Here is a 15,154-nt window from a genome sequence, read left to right as displayed (position 1 = left end):
GATCAGGCGCCATTTGCCGCGCGCTTCGCGAGTTCGCTCGTTCGGATTCGCCGATTGACGCCGTCGCCTTTCTCAAGACGCGGCACGAACACTAAGAACGGAAATCAGCCATGAAGGCTCTTACGAAGATCACCCGGTCGATCAAACCGGCCGAGGTCGAAAAGAAGTGGCACATCATCGACGCCGAAGGTCTCGTCGTCGGCCGTGTCGCGGCGATCATCGCCAACCATCTGCGCGGTAAGCACAAGCCGAGCTACACCCCGCATGTCGATTGCGGCGACCACGTCGTCGTGATCAATGCCGACAAGGTGAAGTTCACCGGCAAGAAGCTCACCGACAAGATCTATTACAAGCACACCGGTCACCCGGGCGGCATCAAGGAAACCACTCCGGCGAAGGTGCTGGAAGGCAAGTTTCCCGAGCGCGTGCTCGAAAAGGCTGTCGAGCGCATGATTCCGCGCGGCCCGCTCGGCCGTGCGCAGATGCGCGCGCTGCACGTATTCGCCGGCACCGAGCACCCCTATGACGGCCAGAAGCCCGAAAAGCTCGACGTTGCCTCGATGAACCGCAAGAACAAGGTTGTCGCATAATGGCCGACGAAACCAAGAACGAAACCGTCTCGGATCTCGCCGATCTGAAGGACATCGCCGGCAACGCTCCCGAAGGTGACGCGGCGCAAATCGCCGAAACCGCCCAGGTTCCGCTGCGCGAGCAGGAACTGGACAAGGAAGGCCGTGCCTACGCGACCGGTCGCCGTAAGGACGCCACCGCCCGCGTCTGGCTCAAGCCGGGCAGCGGCAAGGTCATCATCAACGGCAAGGACCAGGAAGTGTATTTCGCACGTCCGACGCTGCGGCTGATCATCGACCAGCCCTTCACCATCACCGACCGCCAGGGTCAGTACGACGTCATTGCCACCGTGCGCGGCGGCGGTCTGTCGGGCCAGGCCGGCGCGGTGAAGCACGGCATTTCGCAGGCGCTCACCAAATACGAGCCCGCGCTGCGCAGCACCGTCAAGGCGGCAGGCTTCCTGACCCGCGACAGCCGCGTGGTCGAGCGTAAGAAGTACGGCCGCGCCAAGGCCCGCCGTAGCTTCCAGTTCTCGAAGCGCTAAGCTTACCCGATCTTATCGATCACCGAGTGGGGCGGTTCCGGAAGGAGCCGCCTCTTTCGTATGTGCGACGCTAGCGCTGCAGCGTCATGATTCCCCAGGCCAGCCCGGTTCCCGCGAGGAACAATGGCCACGACCACCAGAAGTCGAACTGGTAGATTTCCGCGCGAAAGATGGCGAGCTGGCCGCCCTTCGACCCTTGCGAGCCGATCAGCAGCGCGACCACGAAAGTTAGTATCGCGCCAAGCGGCAATGCCTTTACCAGTTCCATCGCTTTCCCCTGTCCTGCAGCAAGTAGACGCGGTGCCTATGCAACAGGGGTTGCCGGTCCGGTTCCGGATTGGCTTAGCAGGGCTGGTTAACGCGCTTGGCTCAGTGGACGGGGGGATCGACCCTCGGGACCTGGCGCACCGGGGCCACGGGTTCGCCCTCGCTGCGCGGCGGGAGGGCATTTTCGGGGACATCGTCGATCTGCATGTCGCGCGTATCGACCTGCTGGAGATTGCGCACGCAGACGGTCAGCTTGCGGCCGTCCCATTCGATTTCGTTGAAGCTGGGCGGCGTGGAGCGAGTGCGCTGCGACAGCGTTCCCGCACCGATCATCCGCACCGGCCCTTCGCTCGTATCCTCCATGATGTCGAACGCATCATGGACATGGCCTGAAAGAACAGCGGTTACATTGCGCTTGGCCAATTCGCGCAGCGCAAGGTCGCCGTGCTTGGTCAGCGCTGTCCCCAAGGTCCCGACTTCGCGCAATGGATGGTGGACCGCGACCAGCGCCTGGATCCCTTTCGGCAGCGCGTCGAGGGCGGCCAGGCAACGATCGAGCGCGCGCTGGCTCACCCAGCCTTTCGACCAGTTGAGCCGAGGCTGCATGCGCACCGCAGTGTTCAGCGGGACGATCGCCAGCGCGCCGAGATCGAGTTCCCGTTCGACCTTCTCCTTCATCCCGCGAAACCGCTCGTAAGGGGAGAAGAAGCGTTCGATCAGGTTGAAATAGGGCATGTCGTGATTGCCCACCTCGACAGTCACCGGCGCGTCGAGCGAATTGATCCACTGCGTCGCGGCAGCAAACTCGCGGTGACGCGCGCGCATCGTCAGATCGCCGGTAATTGCCACGGCATCGGGCTGTTTCTCGGCAATCTCCTGCTTCACCCAATCGAGCGCCCGGGTGTTTTCGAGGCCGAAATGGATGTCGGAGAGGTGGAATATCCGCCGCGTGTCAGTAGCCATGGGCGGTCGCTAGCAGATCGACGGGGCACTCAGCCACCGAGAATTCGGCCCGCGGACCGAGGCTGGCCGGTTCGCCATCGATCAGCAATTGCAGCGGTTCGTCCGCGCAGTTTTCGATGGTCAGCCAGTCGAGCAGGCCCAGCCGCTCGTGCGGACCTTCGCGGAACCGCCGGCGCAGGACGGCAAAGCTTTGCTGCAGGAATTCGGCGGCATTCTCGAGCAAGAAACCGTCTACCTGCAACCCGCGGTGACTGGGGGTGAGTTCGATAAGCGGATATCCGTTCTGGTCGCCGATTGCCGGATCGGCCATCCGTACCCGGGATCCGCCGGTGGTTTCGGCTAGCGCTTCGCCGGCGCCCTGCGCCAGGCCGGCGACATCGAAATCGCGCATGGCTTCACGTACCCCGGCCCAGGCCGTACCGGGCCCGACCAGCAGGCCCGCATGCGCCCGCCCGGCCGCACAGGCAGCCATCGCGGGACGGACCGGACGGAAGGCCCCGCGGGCGATCCGCTCCAGAATGGCAGCGCAGGGCGTGTCTTCGCCATGCAGGCGGCCGCTCAACAGGTTCATCGTCCCGCCGGGAAGGACCAGCACGGCCCCGGCCCAACCGGACACTGCGTCGATCACCGCATTCAGCGTGCCGTCACCGGTAAACACGATGAGCTGCGAAACCCCGGCGGCTTCCAGATCGCTGCGCGTGGGAAGCTCCTGCGTGGGAAATTCGATGGTCCGCGCCACACCCAGCCCCTGCGTGGCCAGCAAGGCTTCCAGCTCGCGGAGCGCGGCTTCGCTGTTGCTGCCGCTGCGCTCGTTCACGACCAGGCAGGATGCGGAAGGGCTCATGCCGACCAAGCGCCGGAGACGGCCTGCGGTTCCCGCGGTCAGATGCGGTGGTTGAGCAGCAACCAGGCGGTAACGCCATTGAGAACGCTGTAGAATGCATAGATCCACGCAGCGGCGGGCCAGTCGTGCGCGGCCAGCAGCATTGCCAGCAGCAGGATCAGGAACTCGAGCGCGAGCGAAATCCGACAGCCACCGGCGCGGAAAGCCGCGGGCAGGCTGTCCAGAACGGGGTGATTCGACTCGAGCATCGCCTTGTGCATGGCGAAATTGGCCATTCCCAGCACGAAGAGGATCCCGAGCAGCATGCGACGAGCGTCTTACCCCTGTCGTATGCCGATTGCCAAATGCCATTGGTCGGGCCGACTGCGCACCCGGTCCAATCACACCGCCGCCCGTCGAGGGGCGCGTGCGATTACTGGTGTAGCCGTGCAATACAGTTCGTGCACCGAGCCTCTCCCCCTCTATTGATCGGGGCTCGCTGCATACCTGGAGATGGAACCATGAAAACGCTTTTCGCAACGCTCGCCGCCGCCGGTCTGGCGCTGTCCGCAACCGCCGCTCAGGCCGAGTCCGTGCGTGTCACCTATAGCGACCTCAACCTCGCGAGCCCCGAGGGCCAGAAGCAGCTCTCGCAGCGCATCGACCGCGCTGCCCGCAATGTCTGCGGCCACACCCGCGGTGGCACGCGTAATCTTCAGCTCGACCGGGCGACCCGGGCCTGTTTCGAAAAGGCGAAGGCAGACGCGGGGGCGCAATTCGCTTCCCTCGTAAGCGACCACGCCTTGGGCGGCTGATACCCCAAGTTCGCCCACCTTTGAGCCCCGGCCGGATGCAGGTCCCCGGCCGGGGTTCTTTTCGCGCCAGCTGTATGTCGGCAGCCAGATGCGGCGCGATGAACCTACCGGCCCGCCATGGCCTTCACCTTGGGCAGGTAGGTCCGCCCGATACGCAAGGCTTCTCCCTCGTCCAGTTCGACCGACCACACGCCGAGCCCATCGTGGCGCAGGCCGGTGATGCGGTCCTTTCGCAGGATCGTCGAGCGGTGGATCCGGATGAACTTCACCGGGTCCAGCCGTTCCTCGAGGCCGGCAATCGTCTGCAGGAGCAAATAGGTGCGCGCCGCATCGCCTTCGCCGACATGAAGGCGGACGTAATCGCGTTCGGCATCGATCTCGCCCCACTTCCGAAGTCGCAATGCGGATCAGCTCGCTGCGATGCGGAATCCACAATTCTTCGAGCCATTCGCTGTCGCTGCGTCCGGCATCGCCGCGCCGCGCCAGTGCGCGGGCCACGGCGCGTTCCAGCCGTTCGGGCTTGACCGGCTTGAGCACGTAATCGACCGCTTCGAGATCGAAAGCCTCGACCGCATAATTGTCATGCGCGGTGACGAATACGATCGCTGGCCGGTGCGCTTCCCTGGTCAGCGCCTTGGCCACCGAGATTCCGTCCACCTCGGGCATGGTCATGTCGAGCAGCACCAGATCGGGCTCGAGCGCCCCGATCAGGCGCAGCGCCTGCGCCCCGTCGCTGGCGGTGCCGACCACTTGCAACGCGTCGATCTTGGCGCAGATAACCTGCATCCGTTCGACCGCCAGCGGTTCGTCATCGACGATAAGCGTGCGCAGTTTGTCGTCGGATTCGTCAGCCATGTTTCACCATCGGTATCCTCAGCTCGGTTTCGTATCCGGTCAGCGATGGTCCGGACACGATCGTGGCGGCATTCCCGAACCGGGCCTCGATCCGGTCCCGCACATTGGCAAGGCCGATACCGAAGCCGTGATGGCCGGCGGTGCCGGGTCCGTCGTCGCTGACAGTGAGCACCAGGCGACCGTATTCCTCGCGCGCCGCAATCGTGATCGTTACTGGCCGGCTCGAGGCCGAGACGCCGTATTTGACCGAATTTTCCACCAGCGGCTGCAGGATCATTCCCGGGACCTTGAACCGGGCGAGGTCGGCAGGAAGGTCGACCTTCACCTTCAGCCGTTCCGGGAAGCGCACCGTCTCGATTTCGAGATAATGTTCCTGCAGGTCGATCTCATCCTCGAGGCTCACGTCGCCGGTCGAATCGTCGGCCAGGCTATGGCGGTAGAAGCGCGAGATCGTCTGGATCATCTGTTCGGCCCGGTCGGTCTTGCCGGTCATCACGAGGGCCGACAGCGAATTGAGCGTATTGAACAGGAAATGCGGATTCACCTGATAGCGTAGCGAGCGCAGTTCGGCGGCCTTGGCCGCGGTCCGGAAGCGTTCGCCGCGGCGCTCCGCCGCCCGGGCCTGCGCGCCGGCGAGCAGGGCGAGAAACAGCGCCGCCCAGGCAAGCAGCAGGAAGTAGCGCCCGATCGCCAGATCGAAGGTCATCTTCCACTGGTCGAGCGATGTCGGTGCAGGGGCAATCAGGACGCTTTGCGGAACCGCTTCCTCGGCCTGGTCGACGTCCTCGCCGATCTGCGCGCGGGGCAGGTCGATCAGCAGATTGCCCGCATCGTCACGGCGCAGCGCAATCCCGCGCTCCTTGCCCATCTGCTGTTCGACCTTCGCCTCGATCGAATCGAAGATCCAGCGATTTGCCTGCGCGATCATCATCGCCCCCGGCATCGCGGCGATCAGCGCGACGGCGATCTTGATCCCGAGGGCGCGGTTCTCGACCACCCGCAGGACGAGCCACAGGAGACCGGTCACCGCCACCCCGATCGCACAGACGAGTGCACGGCGCCAGAGCAGCTCATCCTGGAAGTCCAGCCCGACCACCACGCTGCGCAGCGTGATGAGCAGGAAATAGCACAGCCACACCCCGACCATGGAGGCAAAGACCACCCTGCCGGAAAGGCGTTCGTCTTCGGGATTCACCTGGCGTTCATCGATTGGCACCGTTGCGGTGTGCCCCTTTGCGTCCTTGGATGCCAGCGCGGCGGTCGAACGGACTGCGCCGTTGGTCGACCAGCTGAGCTATTCGGCGGGCTCGAACTCGCCCGCCGCAATTCGCTGGCGCCACTCGGTGGGGGCGAGCGTGTGGACATTGTTACCCGCCGCATCGACCGCCACGGTAACGGGCATGTCCTGCACTTCGAATTCGTAGATCGCTTCCATCCCCAGATCCTCGAAAGCCACCACTTCGGCGCCCTTGATCGCGCGGCTGACCAAATAGGCCGCGCCGCCGGTAGCCATGAGGTAGGCGACCTTGAACCGGCTGATCACATTGACCGCATCATGGCCGCGTTCCGCCTTCCCGATCATGGCGAGCAGCCCGAGGTCGAGCATCATTTCGGTGAACTTGTCCATCCGGGTCGCCGTGGTTGGACCGGCCGGCCCCACGACTTCGCCCATCACCGGGTCGACCGGGCCGACGTAATAGATCGCGCGGCCCTTGAACTCGACCGGCAGCTCTTCGCCCGCCTCGAGCATGTCGTTGATCCGCTTGTGTGCCGCATCGCGCCCGGTCAGCATCTTGCCCGACAGCAGCAGGCGGTCGCCGTGGTTCCAGCTGGCGACCTCTTCGGCGGTCAGCGCGTTGAGATCGACTCTCTTGGCCGCGCTGTCGGGCTGCCAGGTAACTTGCGGATAATCGTCGAGGCTGGGCGGTTCGAGATAGGCCGGACCCGAACCGTCGAGCGTGAAATGCGCGTGGCGCGTGGCAGCGCAGTTGGGAATCATCGCCACGGGCTTGCCGGCGGCATGGCAGGGCGCATCGAGTATTTTCACGTCGAGTACCGTCGCCAGTCCGCCAAGGCCCTGCGCACCGACGCCCATGGCATTGACCGCATCGAAGATATCGATGCGCAATTGCTCGATATCGTTCTGCGCGCCGCGCTGCTTGAGCTGGCCCATGTCGATCGGATCCATCAGGCTCTGCTTCGCCAGCTTCACGCAATGCTCCGCCGTGCCACCGATCCCGATGCCCAGCATCCCCGGAGGGCACCAGCCCGCGCCCATCGAGGGAATCTGTTCGATCACCCAGTCGACGATATTGTCGCTCGGGTTCATCATCTTGAACTTGGACTTGTTCTCGCTGCCGCCGCCCTTGGCCGCGACATCGATCTCGACCCGGTTCCCCGGGACCATTTCGACCGACAGGACGCAGGGCGTGTTGTCGCGCGTGTTGCGGCGGGTGAAGGCGGGATCGGCAAGGATCGAGGCGCGCAGCTTGTTGTCGGGATGGTTGTAGGCGCGGCGCACGCCCTCATCGACGACTTCCTGCAACGATTGCGTGCTGTCGAGACGGCAGTTCTGTCCCCATTTGACGAACACGTTGACGATTCCGGTGTCCTGGCACAGCGGGCGATGGCCTTCGGCGCACATGCGGCTGTTGGTCAGGATCTGCGCGATAGCATCCTTCGCCGCCGGACCCTTCTCGGCCTCGTAGGCTTCGCCGAGCGCGCGGATGTAATCCATCGGATGGTAGTAAGAAATGTACTGGAGCGCGTCCGCCACGCTCTCGATTACGTCGTTTTCCGTGATGACGGTCATGTCGCTCATCGCCGCAAATTCCCATGTTGCAGATTTGCGCTCCCCGATAGGCGCGTTAGCCGCCATCGGTCAAAGCGCTTGGCCACACCCGGCCATACGCCTAAGGCAACCGGAGCTTGCATAAGCGTGTTATTGATGTAATACAGCTCGCGGAACAACCATGACCCTGACCACGACCCGTCCCGACTATGCTGCCGCCCGCAAGGCGATGATCGACAGCCAGCTGCGCACCAGCGGTGTGAACGATACCTTCGTTCTCGAACGCATGGGAACGCTCCCGCGCGAGGACTTCGTCCCCGAAGGCTCGAAGGCAACCGCCTACATGGACCGCGCCATCCGGCTGGCCGACGGCGGTTTCCTGCCCGCGCCGCTGTTCCATGGCGCGATGCTGGCCGAGGCGCAGCCCACGCCCGCAGACAAGGTGCTCGTCATCGATGCGGGCAGCGGCTATCTCGCGGCGCTGGTCGAACCCCTGGTCGGCAGGCTCGATACGATCGCCCCGGACAAGGCTGCCAATGGCAGCAAGCGCGGCGATTACTCGCTGGTTCTGGTCGACGGGGCAATCGAACACGTCCCGCCGGCGCTCGCCAAGCTGGTCGCCGAAAACGGCCGGATCGTTACCGGCATGGTCGATCGGGGCGTTACCCGCCTTGCCACCGGCCGCAAATCGGGCAAGGCGCTGGCGCTGCTTCCGCTTGCCGAAATGGGTATCCCGCGGCTCGGCGCATTCGACCGGCCGCAAAGCTGGAGCTTCTGAATGCGTCGTGGAGGGGTAGCATATTTCCTGGTCTCGGGAGCCAGCGCGGTCGCGCTGGCGCAGGCCGCTCCGGCGCACGCCGATACGCTGCAGGAAGCGCTCACCGAAGCCTATCTCAACAACCCGTCGCTGCTGGCCGCACGCGCCAACCAGCGCGCGACCGATGAAAACGTCCAGATCCAGGAAGCGCCCGGTATCCCCGGCGTAAGCGCGTCCGGAAACTACATCGAATTCATCAAGAACTCGCCCAACAGCTTTACCGCACCCGATCGCCGGTTGCAGGTCGGGCCGGAACTGACCGTGCCGGTCTATTCGGGCGGTGCGATCAGGAATGCGGTGAAGGCTGCCGAAGAACGCGTGGCCGCAGGGCAAGCAGAGCTGCGCGCCACTGAAAGCGCGATCTTCAGCCGTGTTGTCGCAGCCTACATGGATGTCCTGCGCACGCAGGCGCTGGTGGCGCTGTCGCGCAACCAGGTCGAATTCCTCACGGTCAATCTGCAGGCCACCAGCGACCGGTTCGAGATCGGCGATCTGACGCGGACCGACGTCGCACAATCGCAGTCGCGACTGGCGCTGGCCCGTGGCGACTACAGGAACGCGCAGGCCAACCTCATCAACGCGCGCGAAACCTATATCGAGCTGGTCGGCGAAGCGCCCGACGACCTCCAGCCGCCGCCGCCGCTGCCCAACCTGCCCAGCGATGTGGCTACGGCGGTCGATATCGCCCTGTCGAACAACCCCGACCTGATCGCCGCGAAAGAACGCGCCGATGCCGCCGGCTTCGACAGCGAGGTTGCAGGGGCGGGCCGGTTGCCGCGCGTCTCGCTCTTCGCCGGGGCGAACTACACCGACTATTTCAATACGCTGGCCAGCGGCGCCACCAACGTCGTCCAGGAAGAAACCACGGCCAATGCTGGGGTCAATTTCAGCATTCCGATCTTCCAGGGCGGCTTGCCCGCGGCGCGTCAGCGCCAGGCGCAGGCCCGCGAAACCGCGGCGCTGGAACAGGTGATCGCCGCAGAACGCAACACCATCGCACAGGTTCGTGCAGCCTGGTCGAGCTGGCAAGCTTCGCTCGCAGTGATCGAAAGCAGCCAAGTGGCGGTCGAAGCCGCAGCGCTCAGCCTCGAGGGTGTCCGCGCCGAGAACTCGATCGGCAGCCGCCAGATCCTCGACGTGCTCAATGCCGAACAGGAACTGCTCAGCGCACAGGCGCAATTGGTGACCGCACGGCGCAACGCCTATGTCGCGGGCTTCAGCCTCCTGGCCGCCATGGGCCGGGCCGAAGCGCGCGATCTCGGTTTCCTCGATGAAGGCGTGCTCTACGATCCGCTGCAGAATTACGAGCGGGTCAAGGGCAGGGTATGGGATTGGGGCCGCGATCCGGAACCCGAATCCAGCGCCAGCCGGACGGTCGATATCGCCGCTCCCGACGCGTCGGTTCCGTCAGAGGATGAAACCGGAACCGAATCCGGCTATTGAACGCTGTATCGAATCGGGACCGCACCGATTCTGCCGACAGGGGCTTGGAACACGATGCAGCAACAGGACGAACCTTCGGTCGAAGAAATCCTCGACTCAATCAAGAAGGTGATTGCACGCGATAATCGCGAAGGGGCGATCCTCGATCGGCGCCGGCGTACCGCCAGCACCTTGCGCGAAGCCCATGCCGAACCCGCCGGCCCCGAAGAGGCGGAAGAGGTGCTCGAACTGGCAGAAGAAGTCGCGCTCGACGATGATTCGGAAAGCGATGATTGCGCGGCCGAAGCCGATGCGCTGACGCGGGGCGACACGCGCGAGGCGATGCGTCAGAATTTCGCTGCGCTTGCCATGCTTTCGCAGCCGGGCAGGGAACCGCAGATCGTGCGATCGGGTGAAACCTCGCTCGAGGGCCTGACCCGCGAGATGCTGCGCCCGATGCTGGCGCAATGGCTCGACGACAACCTCCCCGCAATGGTCGAGGAACTGGTCAAGGCCGAGATCGCGCGCATTGCCGGCAAGCGCAGCTAGGCTTCCCGCGCAACCTTTGACCGCGACACCGAAATCCCTACGCAAGGCCGAAAAAGCGCTGGCCAAGATCGGCGGCGCGCGTGCGCAGCGGCACATCTTCCTGTGTTCGATCTCGGAAAAGCAGAAATGCTGCAGCCGTGACGAAGGCAAGGAAGCCTGGAGTTATCTCAAGAAGCGCATGAAGCAGCTGGGGCTGGCCGGGCGCGAAGGCACCGTGCAGCGGACCAAGGCCGACTGCCTGCAGGTCTGCGAAGCGGGGCCGATCGCGGTCGTCTGGCCCGATAACGTCTGGTACCATTCGTGCCGGCCCGAGGTGCTCGAGCAGATCATCCAGCAGCATCTGATCGGCGGTGAGCCGGTGGCGCAATACCGGCTCGAGCCGGCGGCGGACTAATCGTCCTTGCGCAGCGGGTCTTCGACCGATTCGTCGTGCCCGGTTCCCGAAGACAGGAACACCAGCCCCATCAGCGCGCTCGTCAGCAGCATGGTGAAACCGATGCCCAGCGCTACCGCGATGTAGAAATGTACCGACACTTCCTCTTCGCCGAACTTGAAGAGCAGCGCCATCGCAATTGCCACGATCCCGACCGTCAGCAACAGCATGAAGCGCATGATCCGGCGATAACGGGCCCAAGCGAAGGCGGCGTTTTGCGGGTCGTCGAGCGGGCTCTTTTTGGTCATCGCAAATGCAAATGGCGGGTTTGGGCGGCGGTTTCAATCGCTGCGCCGGACCCGATTCGCTTTTGGCGGCGAAAATGGCACTTTGCTGAGCAACAACAGAAGGAGTGCGGGGATGGAAATTGGCAAGCTGATCGAGGATCGGGCCGGATCGCAGATCGTCTCGGCTTCGGGCGATATGCCGGTTCGCGAGGCTATCGCGCTGCTGGCAGCGAAGCGGATCGGGGCGATCCCGGTGATGGAGGGCGATACCGTCATCGGCATCTTTTCCGAACGGGACGTCGTCTACCGCCTCGCCGATGAAGGCGAGCTGTGCCTGACGCGCCCCTTGGCCGAAGTGATGACCGCGCCGCCCATCAGCGTAAAGCCGACGAATACGGTGCTCGACGCGCTGGCGCTGATGACCAAGCGCCGGATCCGCCACCTGCCGGTGATCGACGGCGATGCGATGTGCGGCTTCATTTCCATCGGCGACCTGGTCAAAGCGCGGCTCGACGAGATCGAACACGAGGCCGAAGCGCTGCGTACCTATATCCAGACGGCTTGAGAGGACAGGCCGGCCACCCTACATAGGCTACATGACCACTGCCCCCACGCTCACCGATGCCGCGGCCCAGCGCATAGCTGCAATCGCCGAAAAGCAGGCCAAGCCGGCCATTTTGCGGCTGTCGGTCGAAGGCGGGGGCTGTTCGGGGTTCCAGTACAGATTCGGCCTCGCCGACGGGGTCGATAGCGATGATTCGGTCAGCGACAATGCAGGCGTGAAGCTGGTGGTCGACCCGGTCAGCCTCGATCTGATCGCGGGCAGCACGGTGGATTTCGTCGAATCGCTCGGCGGGGCGGCTTTCCGGGTGGAGAATCCCCAGGCCGCCGCCGGCTGCGGCTGCGGATCGAGCTTCGGTATTTGAATTAGACCCGCGCCTACGTTTGGGGCATCAGGCCGCCATGCGAATAGCGAGCTTCAATATCAACGGGATCAAGGCGCGACTGCCGCGTCTTCTGGAATGGCTGGAAGAAACCCGGCCCACCGTCGCCTGCCTGCAGGAAATCAAGACGATGGACGAAGGCTTTCCCGCCGACGCCTTCGAGAAGATCGGCTACAGCGCGATCTGGCACGGCCAGAAGAGCTTCAACGGCGTCGCTATCCTCGCCGATGGGGTGGCGCCGGTCGAAAAACAGCGCGGGCTGGGTATCGATGGGCCCAAGGAAGGCGAGGGGGAGCAGGCGCGCTACCTCGAGGCCGAGGTCAATGGCGTGCGCATCTGCAATCTCTACCTGCCCAACGGCAACCCCCATCCCGGGCCCAAGTTCGATTACAAGCTGGCGTGGATGGAACGGCTGCGCGCGCGCATGGCCGAACTATGGGCGCAGGAAATCCCTACCGTGGTGCTGGGCGACTTCAATGTCATTCCGGAAGACAAGGATGTCTGGTCGGTCCGCGCGATGGCAAACGATGCGCTGATGCAACCCGAATCGCGCGATGCCTACCGCCGGATGCTGGGCGATGGTTGGACCGATGCCATCGATACGCTCAACCCGCGCGGCGGCGTGTGGACCTATTGGGATTACCAGGCCGGCGCGTGGCAGCGCGATCACGGCTTCCGCATCGACCACCTGCTGCTGTCGCCCGAGCTGGCCGACCGCATGCAGGCCGCAGGAGTCGACAAGGAATATCGCGGCCGCGAGAAAGCCAGCGACCATACCCCGGTTTGGGTCGAACTCGCGGAGTGACCGCCCCAACGAAAAGGGGCCGCCGCAGCAAGTGCGACGGCCCCCTTTCCGGAACAGGCTGACCTCAGCGGTAGAAGACGTGCGTGTCGATCGTGGCGAGGGCGACCTTGCGGCGGCTCCAGCTCGGCCGGACGTAATTCGCATGGAAGTACAGCGCGTCGCTGGCTTCGCTGTCCCACAGACCGCGGTGCGCGATGCGAGCCACTGCCTGCGCGCGTTTCCAGGCGAGCGTGCCCGTACGGATGCGCGGCATGTGGCCGTTCTTAACGAAGGAGAACTGCGAGCGCTGGAACACGACGCCGCAATAGCTCGAGGGAAAACGCCGGTCTTCGGCGCGGTTGATGATGACCTGCGCGACGGCCAGCTGGCCGGCAAGCGGTTCGCCGCGCGATTCGAAATAGACCGCGCCGGCAAGGCATTGCATCTCTTCGGAAAGGCTGCCCGCGGCAGGCATGGTCGCCACGAGTTCACGCAGACTCGAAGCCTGGGTCTCGGTGGCAGGAATCTCGGTGTCGGCTTCCGGCGTCTCGGGAAGCTCCTGCACCACTTCCTTCTCGACGAACACGGGAACCACCTCTTCGGTGAGCTGCGCGTCGGGAGCGGTGTTCTGGGCTGCTTGCGCCGCAACCTGGGCGTTGGCGCCGGAACCTTCCGCTCCGGCAAAAACTGTAAAGGCAATCGCCGCGATAACCGCGGTGAACCCGGTAGTCTTTCGAACCATTTTTTTCAGACAACTAAGCGGTTGGCGGTCTGTCGCAGGCTGGGATCCATGGGCACCGTGGCGCCCGTAAAGCCGGATCCATCACGTGGCCTGCCGACCACCCCCCGTCTGCGTGCTAGCGTGTCGACCCCATTGCCGTCCAAACGCCGCCTACGCATCGAAGCTGGCGGTCAAATAGTCGCAATTGCAATCAAGTCAAGTTAACCCGGACCCGGTGCGACGAAGCGTTCTGCATTCTCGATATCCAGTTCGATCACCCAGCAATCGGGGTCCGAACGCCGTCTCTTCCCCACGTATTCATCAATTTCTCGTGGATTTTCATCGTCTTGCTCGCGTGTGCAGCTGAACTTCCGCGACCCGTCCAACTGCGGCATACGTTCCCACAAGCGCGTATTCCGGCCATTCTGCGTGGTTAACACGAGGATCGTTCCGGCGTCTCGCTCGCCCTTCTGCAGGACCATGGCGAAGCCCCCTGCGCTTTCGACGGCGCGAATCAGTCCGGACACCTCGGCATGGGCGGGTAGGCGTGCGTCCATCGGGCTCAGCCCTGCGCAACGTAGCCGGGCAGGCTCGACAGCGGGATATGCGAACGCATGAAAGTACCGGTGCCGCGGCCGATCTCGTCCCCCTCCTCATCGACCAGCCGCGATTCGGCGACGAAAACCCGCTTCCGCCCGCTGACCCAGCGCCCCTCGGCGACGACCTGCCCGACTCGCACCGGTTTGGTGAAATGCAGGTTGAACGACGTGGTGAGCAGGAAACGGTCGCTGACGAAGGTGTTCGCCGCGTAGAAACCGGCATCGTCGAGCATCTTGAAGTAGATCGTGCCATGCGCGGCGCCGGCAGCGTGATACACTTCCTCGGTCACGTCGAAGGTGATCCGCGACGTGCCTTCCCCCGTTATCTCCAGCCGCGAGGCAAATTGCGCATTGATCGGCGCGGACGCATAAAGGCTTTCGAGCGCGCGGAAATGGCGTTCCGCCCCGCTGGTTGCGGCACCGGTCATTGCTGTGTTCGCCCTCCCTAGCGGGGTTCGACCCAGCCGATCGAACCATCGTGGCGGCGATAGACCATATTGTGTTCGCCGCTACCGCCATTCTTGAACAACAGGCCGTTTGCGTTCTGCAGGTCGAGCAGCATGACCGCATCGGCCACGCTGCATTCGGGGATCATCGCTTTGGTTTCGGCAATCACCGGCGGGCTGTCCGCGCTGACTTCCTCGTCATTGTCTGCTTCGGGCGAGGCGAGGATCGTATAGGCCGCTTCGGCCTCGCGCACTGCATGCGCCGTCTGCGCGTGGCGGTCCTTGATCCGGCGCTTGTAGCGGCGCAGCTGTTTTTCGATCTTGGCGGCAGCGGCATCGAACGCCTGATGCACGTCATGCGCTTCCGCGTGGCCCTTGAGGATCAGCCCCTGCATCACATGCGTCACGATATCGGCAGTGAAGGCGCCGCCCGGCCCCTTGCCGAAGGTCACATGCGAAGAAATCGCGCGGCTGAAATACTTGTCGACTATGGAGTTCAAACGATCGTCGACATGCTCCTGCAGAGCTGCGCCGGTATCGATCTGGTGGCCGGAAACACGAATATCCATCTTGCCATTTTCTCC

The 15,154-nt window shown here is 64.0% G+C and carries 21 protein-coding genes and 1 pseudogene; 10 read left to right on the top strand and 12 right to left on the bottom strand.

Annotated features, from left to right (window positions below):
- Positions 1-110 precede the first annotated feature (110 nt).
- Together rplM and rpsI are read left to right on the top strand one after the other, a co-directional pair.
- Complete coding sequence (rplM, locus tag WKH79_RS10995) at positions 111-590, top strand: 50S ribosomal protein L13 (RefSeq protein WP_050601508.1); 480 nt, start codon at positions 111-113, stop codon at positions 588-590.
- Positions 590-1,114, top strand: a complete 525-nt coding sequence (gene rpsI / locus WKH79_RS10990; RefSeq protein WP_082835593.1) for a 30S ribosomal protein S9 — start codon at positions 590-592, stop codon at positions 1,112-1,114. Before rplM ends, rpsI begins: the two co-directional genes overlap by 1 nt.
- Before the next feature lie 70 nt (positions 1,115-1,184).
- Here rpsI and WKH79_RS10985 read toward each other — a convergent pair whose 3' ends face one another.
- The 4 genes from WKH79_RS10985 to WKH79_RS10970 form a co-directional block, all read right to left on the bottom strand.
- Complete coding sequence (locus WKH79_RS10985) at positions 1,185-1,382, bottom strand: hypothetical protein (RefSeq protein WP_050601507.1); 198 nt, start codon at positions 1,380-1,382, stop codon at positions 1,185-1,187.
- 101 nt (positions 1,383-1,483) lie between these two features.
- On the bottom strand, positions 1,484-2,344 hold the full coding sequence (locus WKH79_RS10980; protein ID WP_341858879.1) for a metallophosphoesterase: 861 nt from the start codon (positions 2,342-2,344) through the stop codon (positions 1,484-1,486).
- A complete protein-coding gene (locus WKH79_RS10975; protein WP_341858878.1) occupies positions 2,334-3,188 on the bottom strand; it encodes an acylglycerol kinase family protein in 855 nt (284 codons plus the stop codon). The genes WKH79_RS10980 and WKH79_RS10975 overlap by 11 nt, the downstream gene beginning before the upstream one ends.
- A gap of 38 nt (positions 3,189-3,226) precedes the next feature.
- Complete coding sequence (locus WKH79_RS10970; RefSeq protein WP_341858877.1) at positions 3,227-3,493, bottom strand: hypothetical protein; 267 nt, start codon at positions 3,491-3,493, stop codon at positions 3,227-3,229.
- 195 nt (positions 3,494-3,688) lie between these two features.
- Here WKH79_RS10970 and WKH79_RS10965 point away from each other — a divergent pair, with 195 nt between their 5' ends.
- The gene (locus tag WKH79_RS10965) at positions 3,689-3,982 is read left to right on the top strand and encodes a UrcA family protein (RefSeq protein WP_050601503.1); all 294 of its coding nucleotides are present in this window, start codon (positions 3,689-3,691) and stop codon (positions 3,980-3,982) included.
- A 104-nt stretch (positions 3,983-4,086) separates the two neighbouring features.
- On the opposite strand, the pseudogene WKH79_RS10960 reads toward WKH79_RS10965, so the two are convergent.
- The 3 genes and pseudogenes from WKH79_RS10960 to WKH79_RS10950 all read right to left on the bottom strand — a co-directional run bounded on the left by WKH79_RS10960 (position 4,087) and on the right by WKH79_RS10950 (position 7,658).
- Positions 4,087-4,837 (bottom strand): annotated as a pseudogene (locus WKH79_RS10960) (LytTR family DNA-binding domain-containing protein).
- Positions 4,830-6,053 (bottom strand): histidine kinase, encoded by a 1,224-nt coding sequence (locus WKH79_RS10955; protein ID WP_341858876.1) that lies wholly within the window; start codon positions 6,051-6,053, stop codon positions 4,830-4,832. Before WKH79_RS10955 ends, WKH79_RS10960 begins: the two are co-directional and overlap by 8 nt.
- A gap of 78 nt (positions 6,054-6,131) precedes the next feature.
- Positions 6,132-7,658 (bottom strand): fumarate hydratase, encoded by a 1,527-nt coding sequence (locus WKH79_RS10950; RefSeq protein WP_341858875.1) that lies wholly within the window; start codon positions 7,656-7,658, stop codon positions 6,132-6,134.
- Positions 7,659-7,809: 151 nt separating this feature from the next.
- On the opposite strand from WKH79_RS10950, the gene WKH79_RS10945 reads away from it, so the two are divergent.
- From WKH79_RS10945 to WKH79_RS10930, 4 genes are read left to right on the top strand one after another with little or no spacing between them, the layout of a single operon-like run.
- Positions 7,810-8,406, top strand: a complete 597-nt coding sequence (locus WKH79_RS10945; protein WP_341858874.1) for a protein-L-isoaspartate O-methyltransferase — start codon at positions 7,810-7,812, stop codon at positions 8,404-8,406.
- Entirely contained in the window at positions 8,407-9,888 is a 1,482-nt protein-coding gene (locus WKH79_RS10940; protein WP_341858873.1) for a TolC family outer membrane protein, read from the top strand. It abuts the gene before it with no gap.
- Between the two features lie 54 nt (positions 9,889-9,942).
- The gene (locus WKH79_RS10935; protein ID WP_160766227.1) at positions 9,943-10,416 is read left to right on the top strand and encodes a DUF2497 domain-containing protein; all 474 of its coding nucleotides are present in this window, start codon (positions 9,943-9,945) and stop codon (positions 10,414-10,416) included.
- Positions 10,417-10,432: 16 nt separating this feature from the next.
- Positions 10,433-10,810, top strand: a complete 378-nt coding sequence (locus tag WKH79_RS10930) for a (2Fe-2S) ferredoxin domain-containing protein (RefSeq protein WP_341858872.1) — start codon at positions 10,433-10,435, stop codon at positions 10,808-10,810.
- Here the strand turns inward: WKH79_RS10930 and WKH79_RS10925 are convergent.
- Positions 10,807-11,097: a hypothetical protein gene (locus tag WKH79_RS10925; RefSeq protein ID WP_050601496.1), complete on the bottom strand. Its 291-nt coding sequence runs from the start codon at positions 11,095-11,097 to the stop codon at positions 10,807-10,809. The genes WKH79_RS10930 and WKH79_RS10925 overlap by 4 nt on opposite strands.
- Before the next feature lie 112 nt (positions 11,098-11,209).
- Between WKH79_RS10925 and WKH79_RS10920 the strand changes: the two genes are divergently transcribed.
- From WKH79_RS10920 to xth, 3 genes are read left to right on the top strand one after another with little or no spacing between them, the layout of a single operon-like run.
- On the top strand, positions 11,210-11,641 hold the full coding sequence (locus tag WKH79_RS10920; protein WP_050601815.1) for a CBS domain-containing protein: 432 nt from the start codon (positions 11,210-11,212) through the stop codon (positions 11,639-11,641).
- A 31-nt stretch (positions 11,642-11,672) separates the two neighbouring features.
- Entirely contained in the window at positions 11,673-12,002 is a 330-nt protein-coding gene (locus tag WKH79_RS10915; RefSeq protein ID WP_050601495.1) for an iron-sulfur cluster assembly accessory protein, read from the top strand.
- Between the two features lie 37 nt (positions 12,003-12,039).
- Positions 12,040-12,825 carry an exodeoxyribonuclease III gene (xth, locus tag WKH79_RS10910; protein ID WP_050601494.1) on the top strand — a complete coding sequence of 262 codons (786 nt, stop codon included), beginning with the start codon at positions 12,040-12,042 and terminating at the stop codon, positions 12,823-12,825.
- 64 nt (positions 12,826-12,889) lie between these two features.
- On the opposite strand, the gene WKH79_RS10905 is transcribed toward xth, so the two are convergent.
- From WKH79_RS10905 to raiA, 4 genes are all read right to left on the bottom strand, one after another.
- The gene (locus WKH79_RS10905) at positions 12,890-13,546 is read right to left on the bottom strand and encodes a cell wall hydrolase (RefSeq protein ID WP_050601493.1); all 657 of its coding nucleotides are present in this window, start codon (positions 13,544-13,546) and stop codon (positions 12,890-12,892) included.
- Positions 13,547-13,746: 200 nt separating this feature from the next.
- Positions 13,747-14,082 (bottom strand): DUF1491 family protein, encoded by a 336-nt coding sequence (locus WKH79_RS10900; RefSeq protein ID WP_341858871.1) that lies wholly within the window; start codon positions 14,080-14,082, stop codon positions 13,747-13,749.
- A gap of 5 nt (positions 14,083-14,087) precedes the next feature.
- A complete protein-coding gene (locus WKH79_RS10895) occupies positions 14,088-14,552 on the bottom strand; it encodes a PaaI family thioesterase (RefSeq protein ID WP_050601491.1) in 465 nt (154 codons plus the stop codon).
- Between the two features lie 17 nt (positions 14,553-14,569).
- Complete coding sequence (gene raiA, locus WKH79_RS10890) at positions 14,570-15,139, bottom strand: ribosome-associated translation inhibitor RaiA (protein ID WP_050601490.1); 570 nt, start codon at positions 15,137-15,139, stop codon at positions 14,570-14,572.
- Positions 15,140-15,154 lie beyond the last annotated feature (15 nt).

Origin of the sequence: Qipengyuania sp. GPGPB31, from assembly GCF_038396345.1 — a bacterium.
Classification (GTDB): Bacteria; Pseudomonadota; Alphaproteobacteria; order Sphingomonadales; family Sphingomonadaceae; genus Qipengyuania; species Qipengyuania citrea.
The sequence above is the reverse complement of the archived record's forward strand: the minus strand, read 5'-3'. Positions and strand labels throughout refer to the sequence as shown.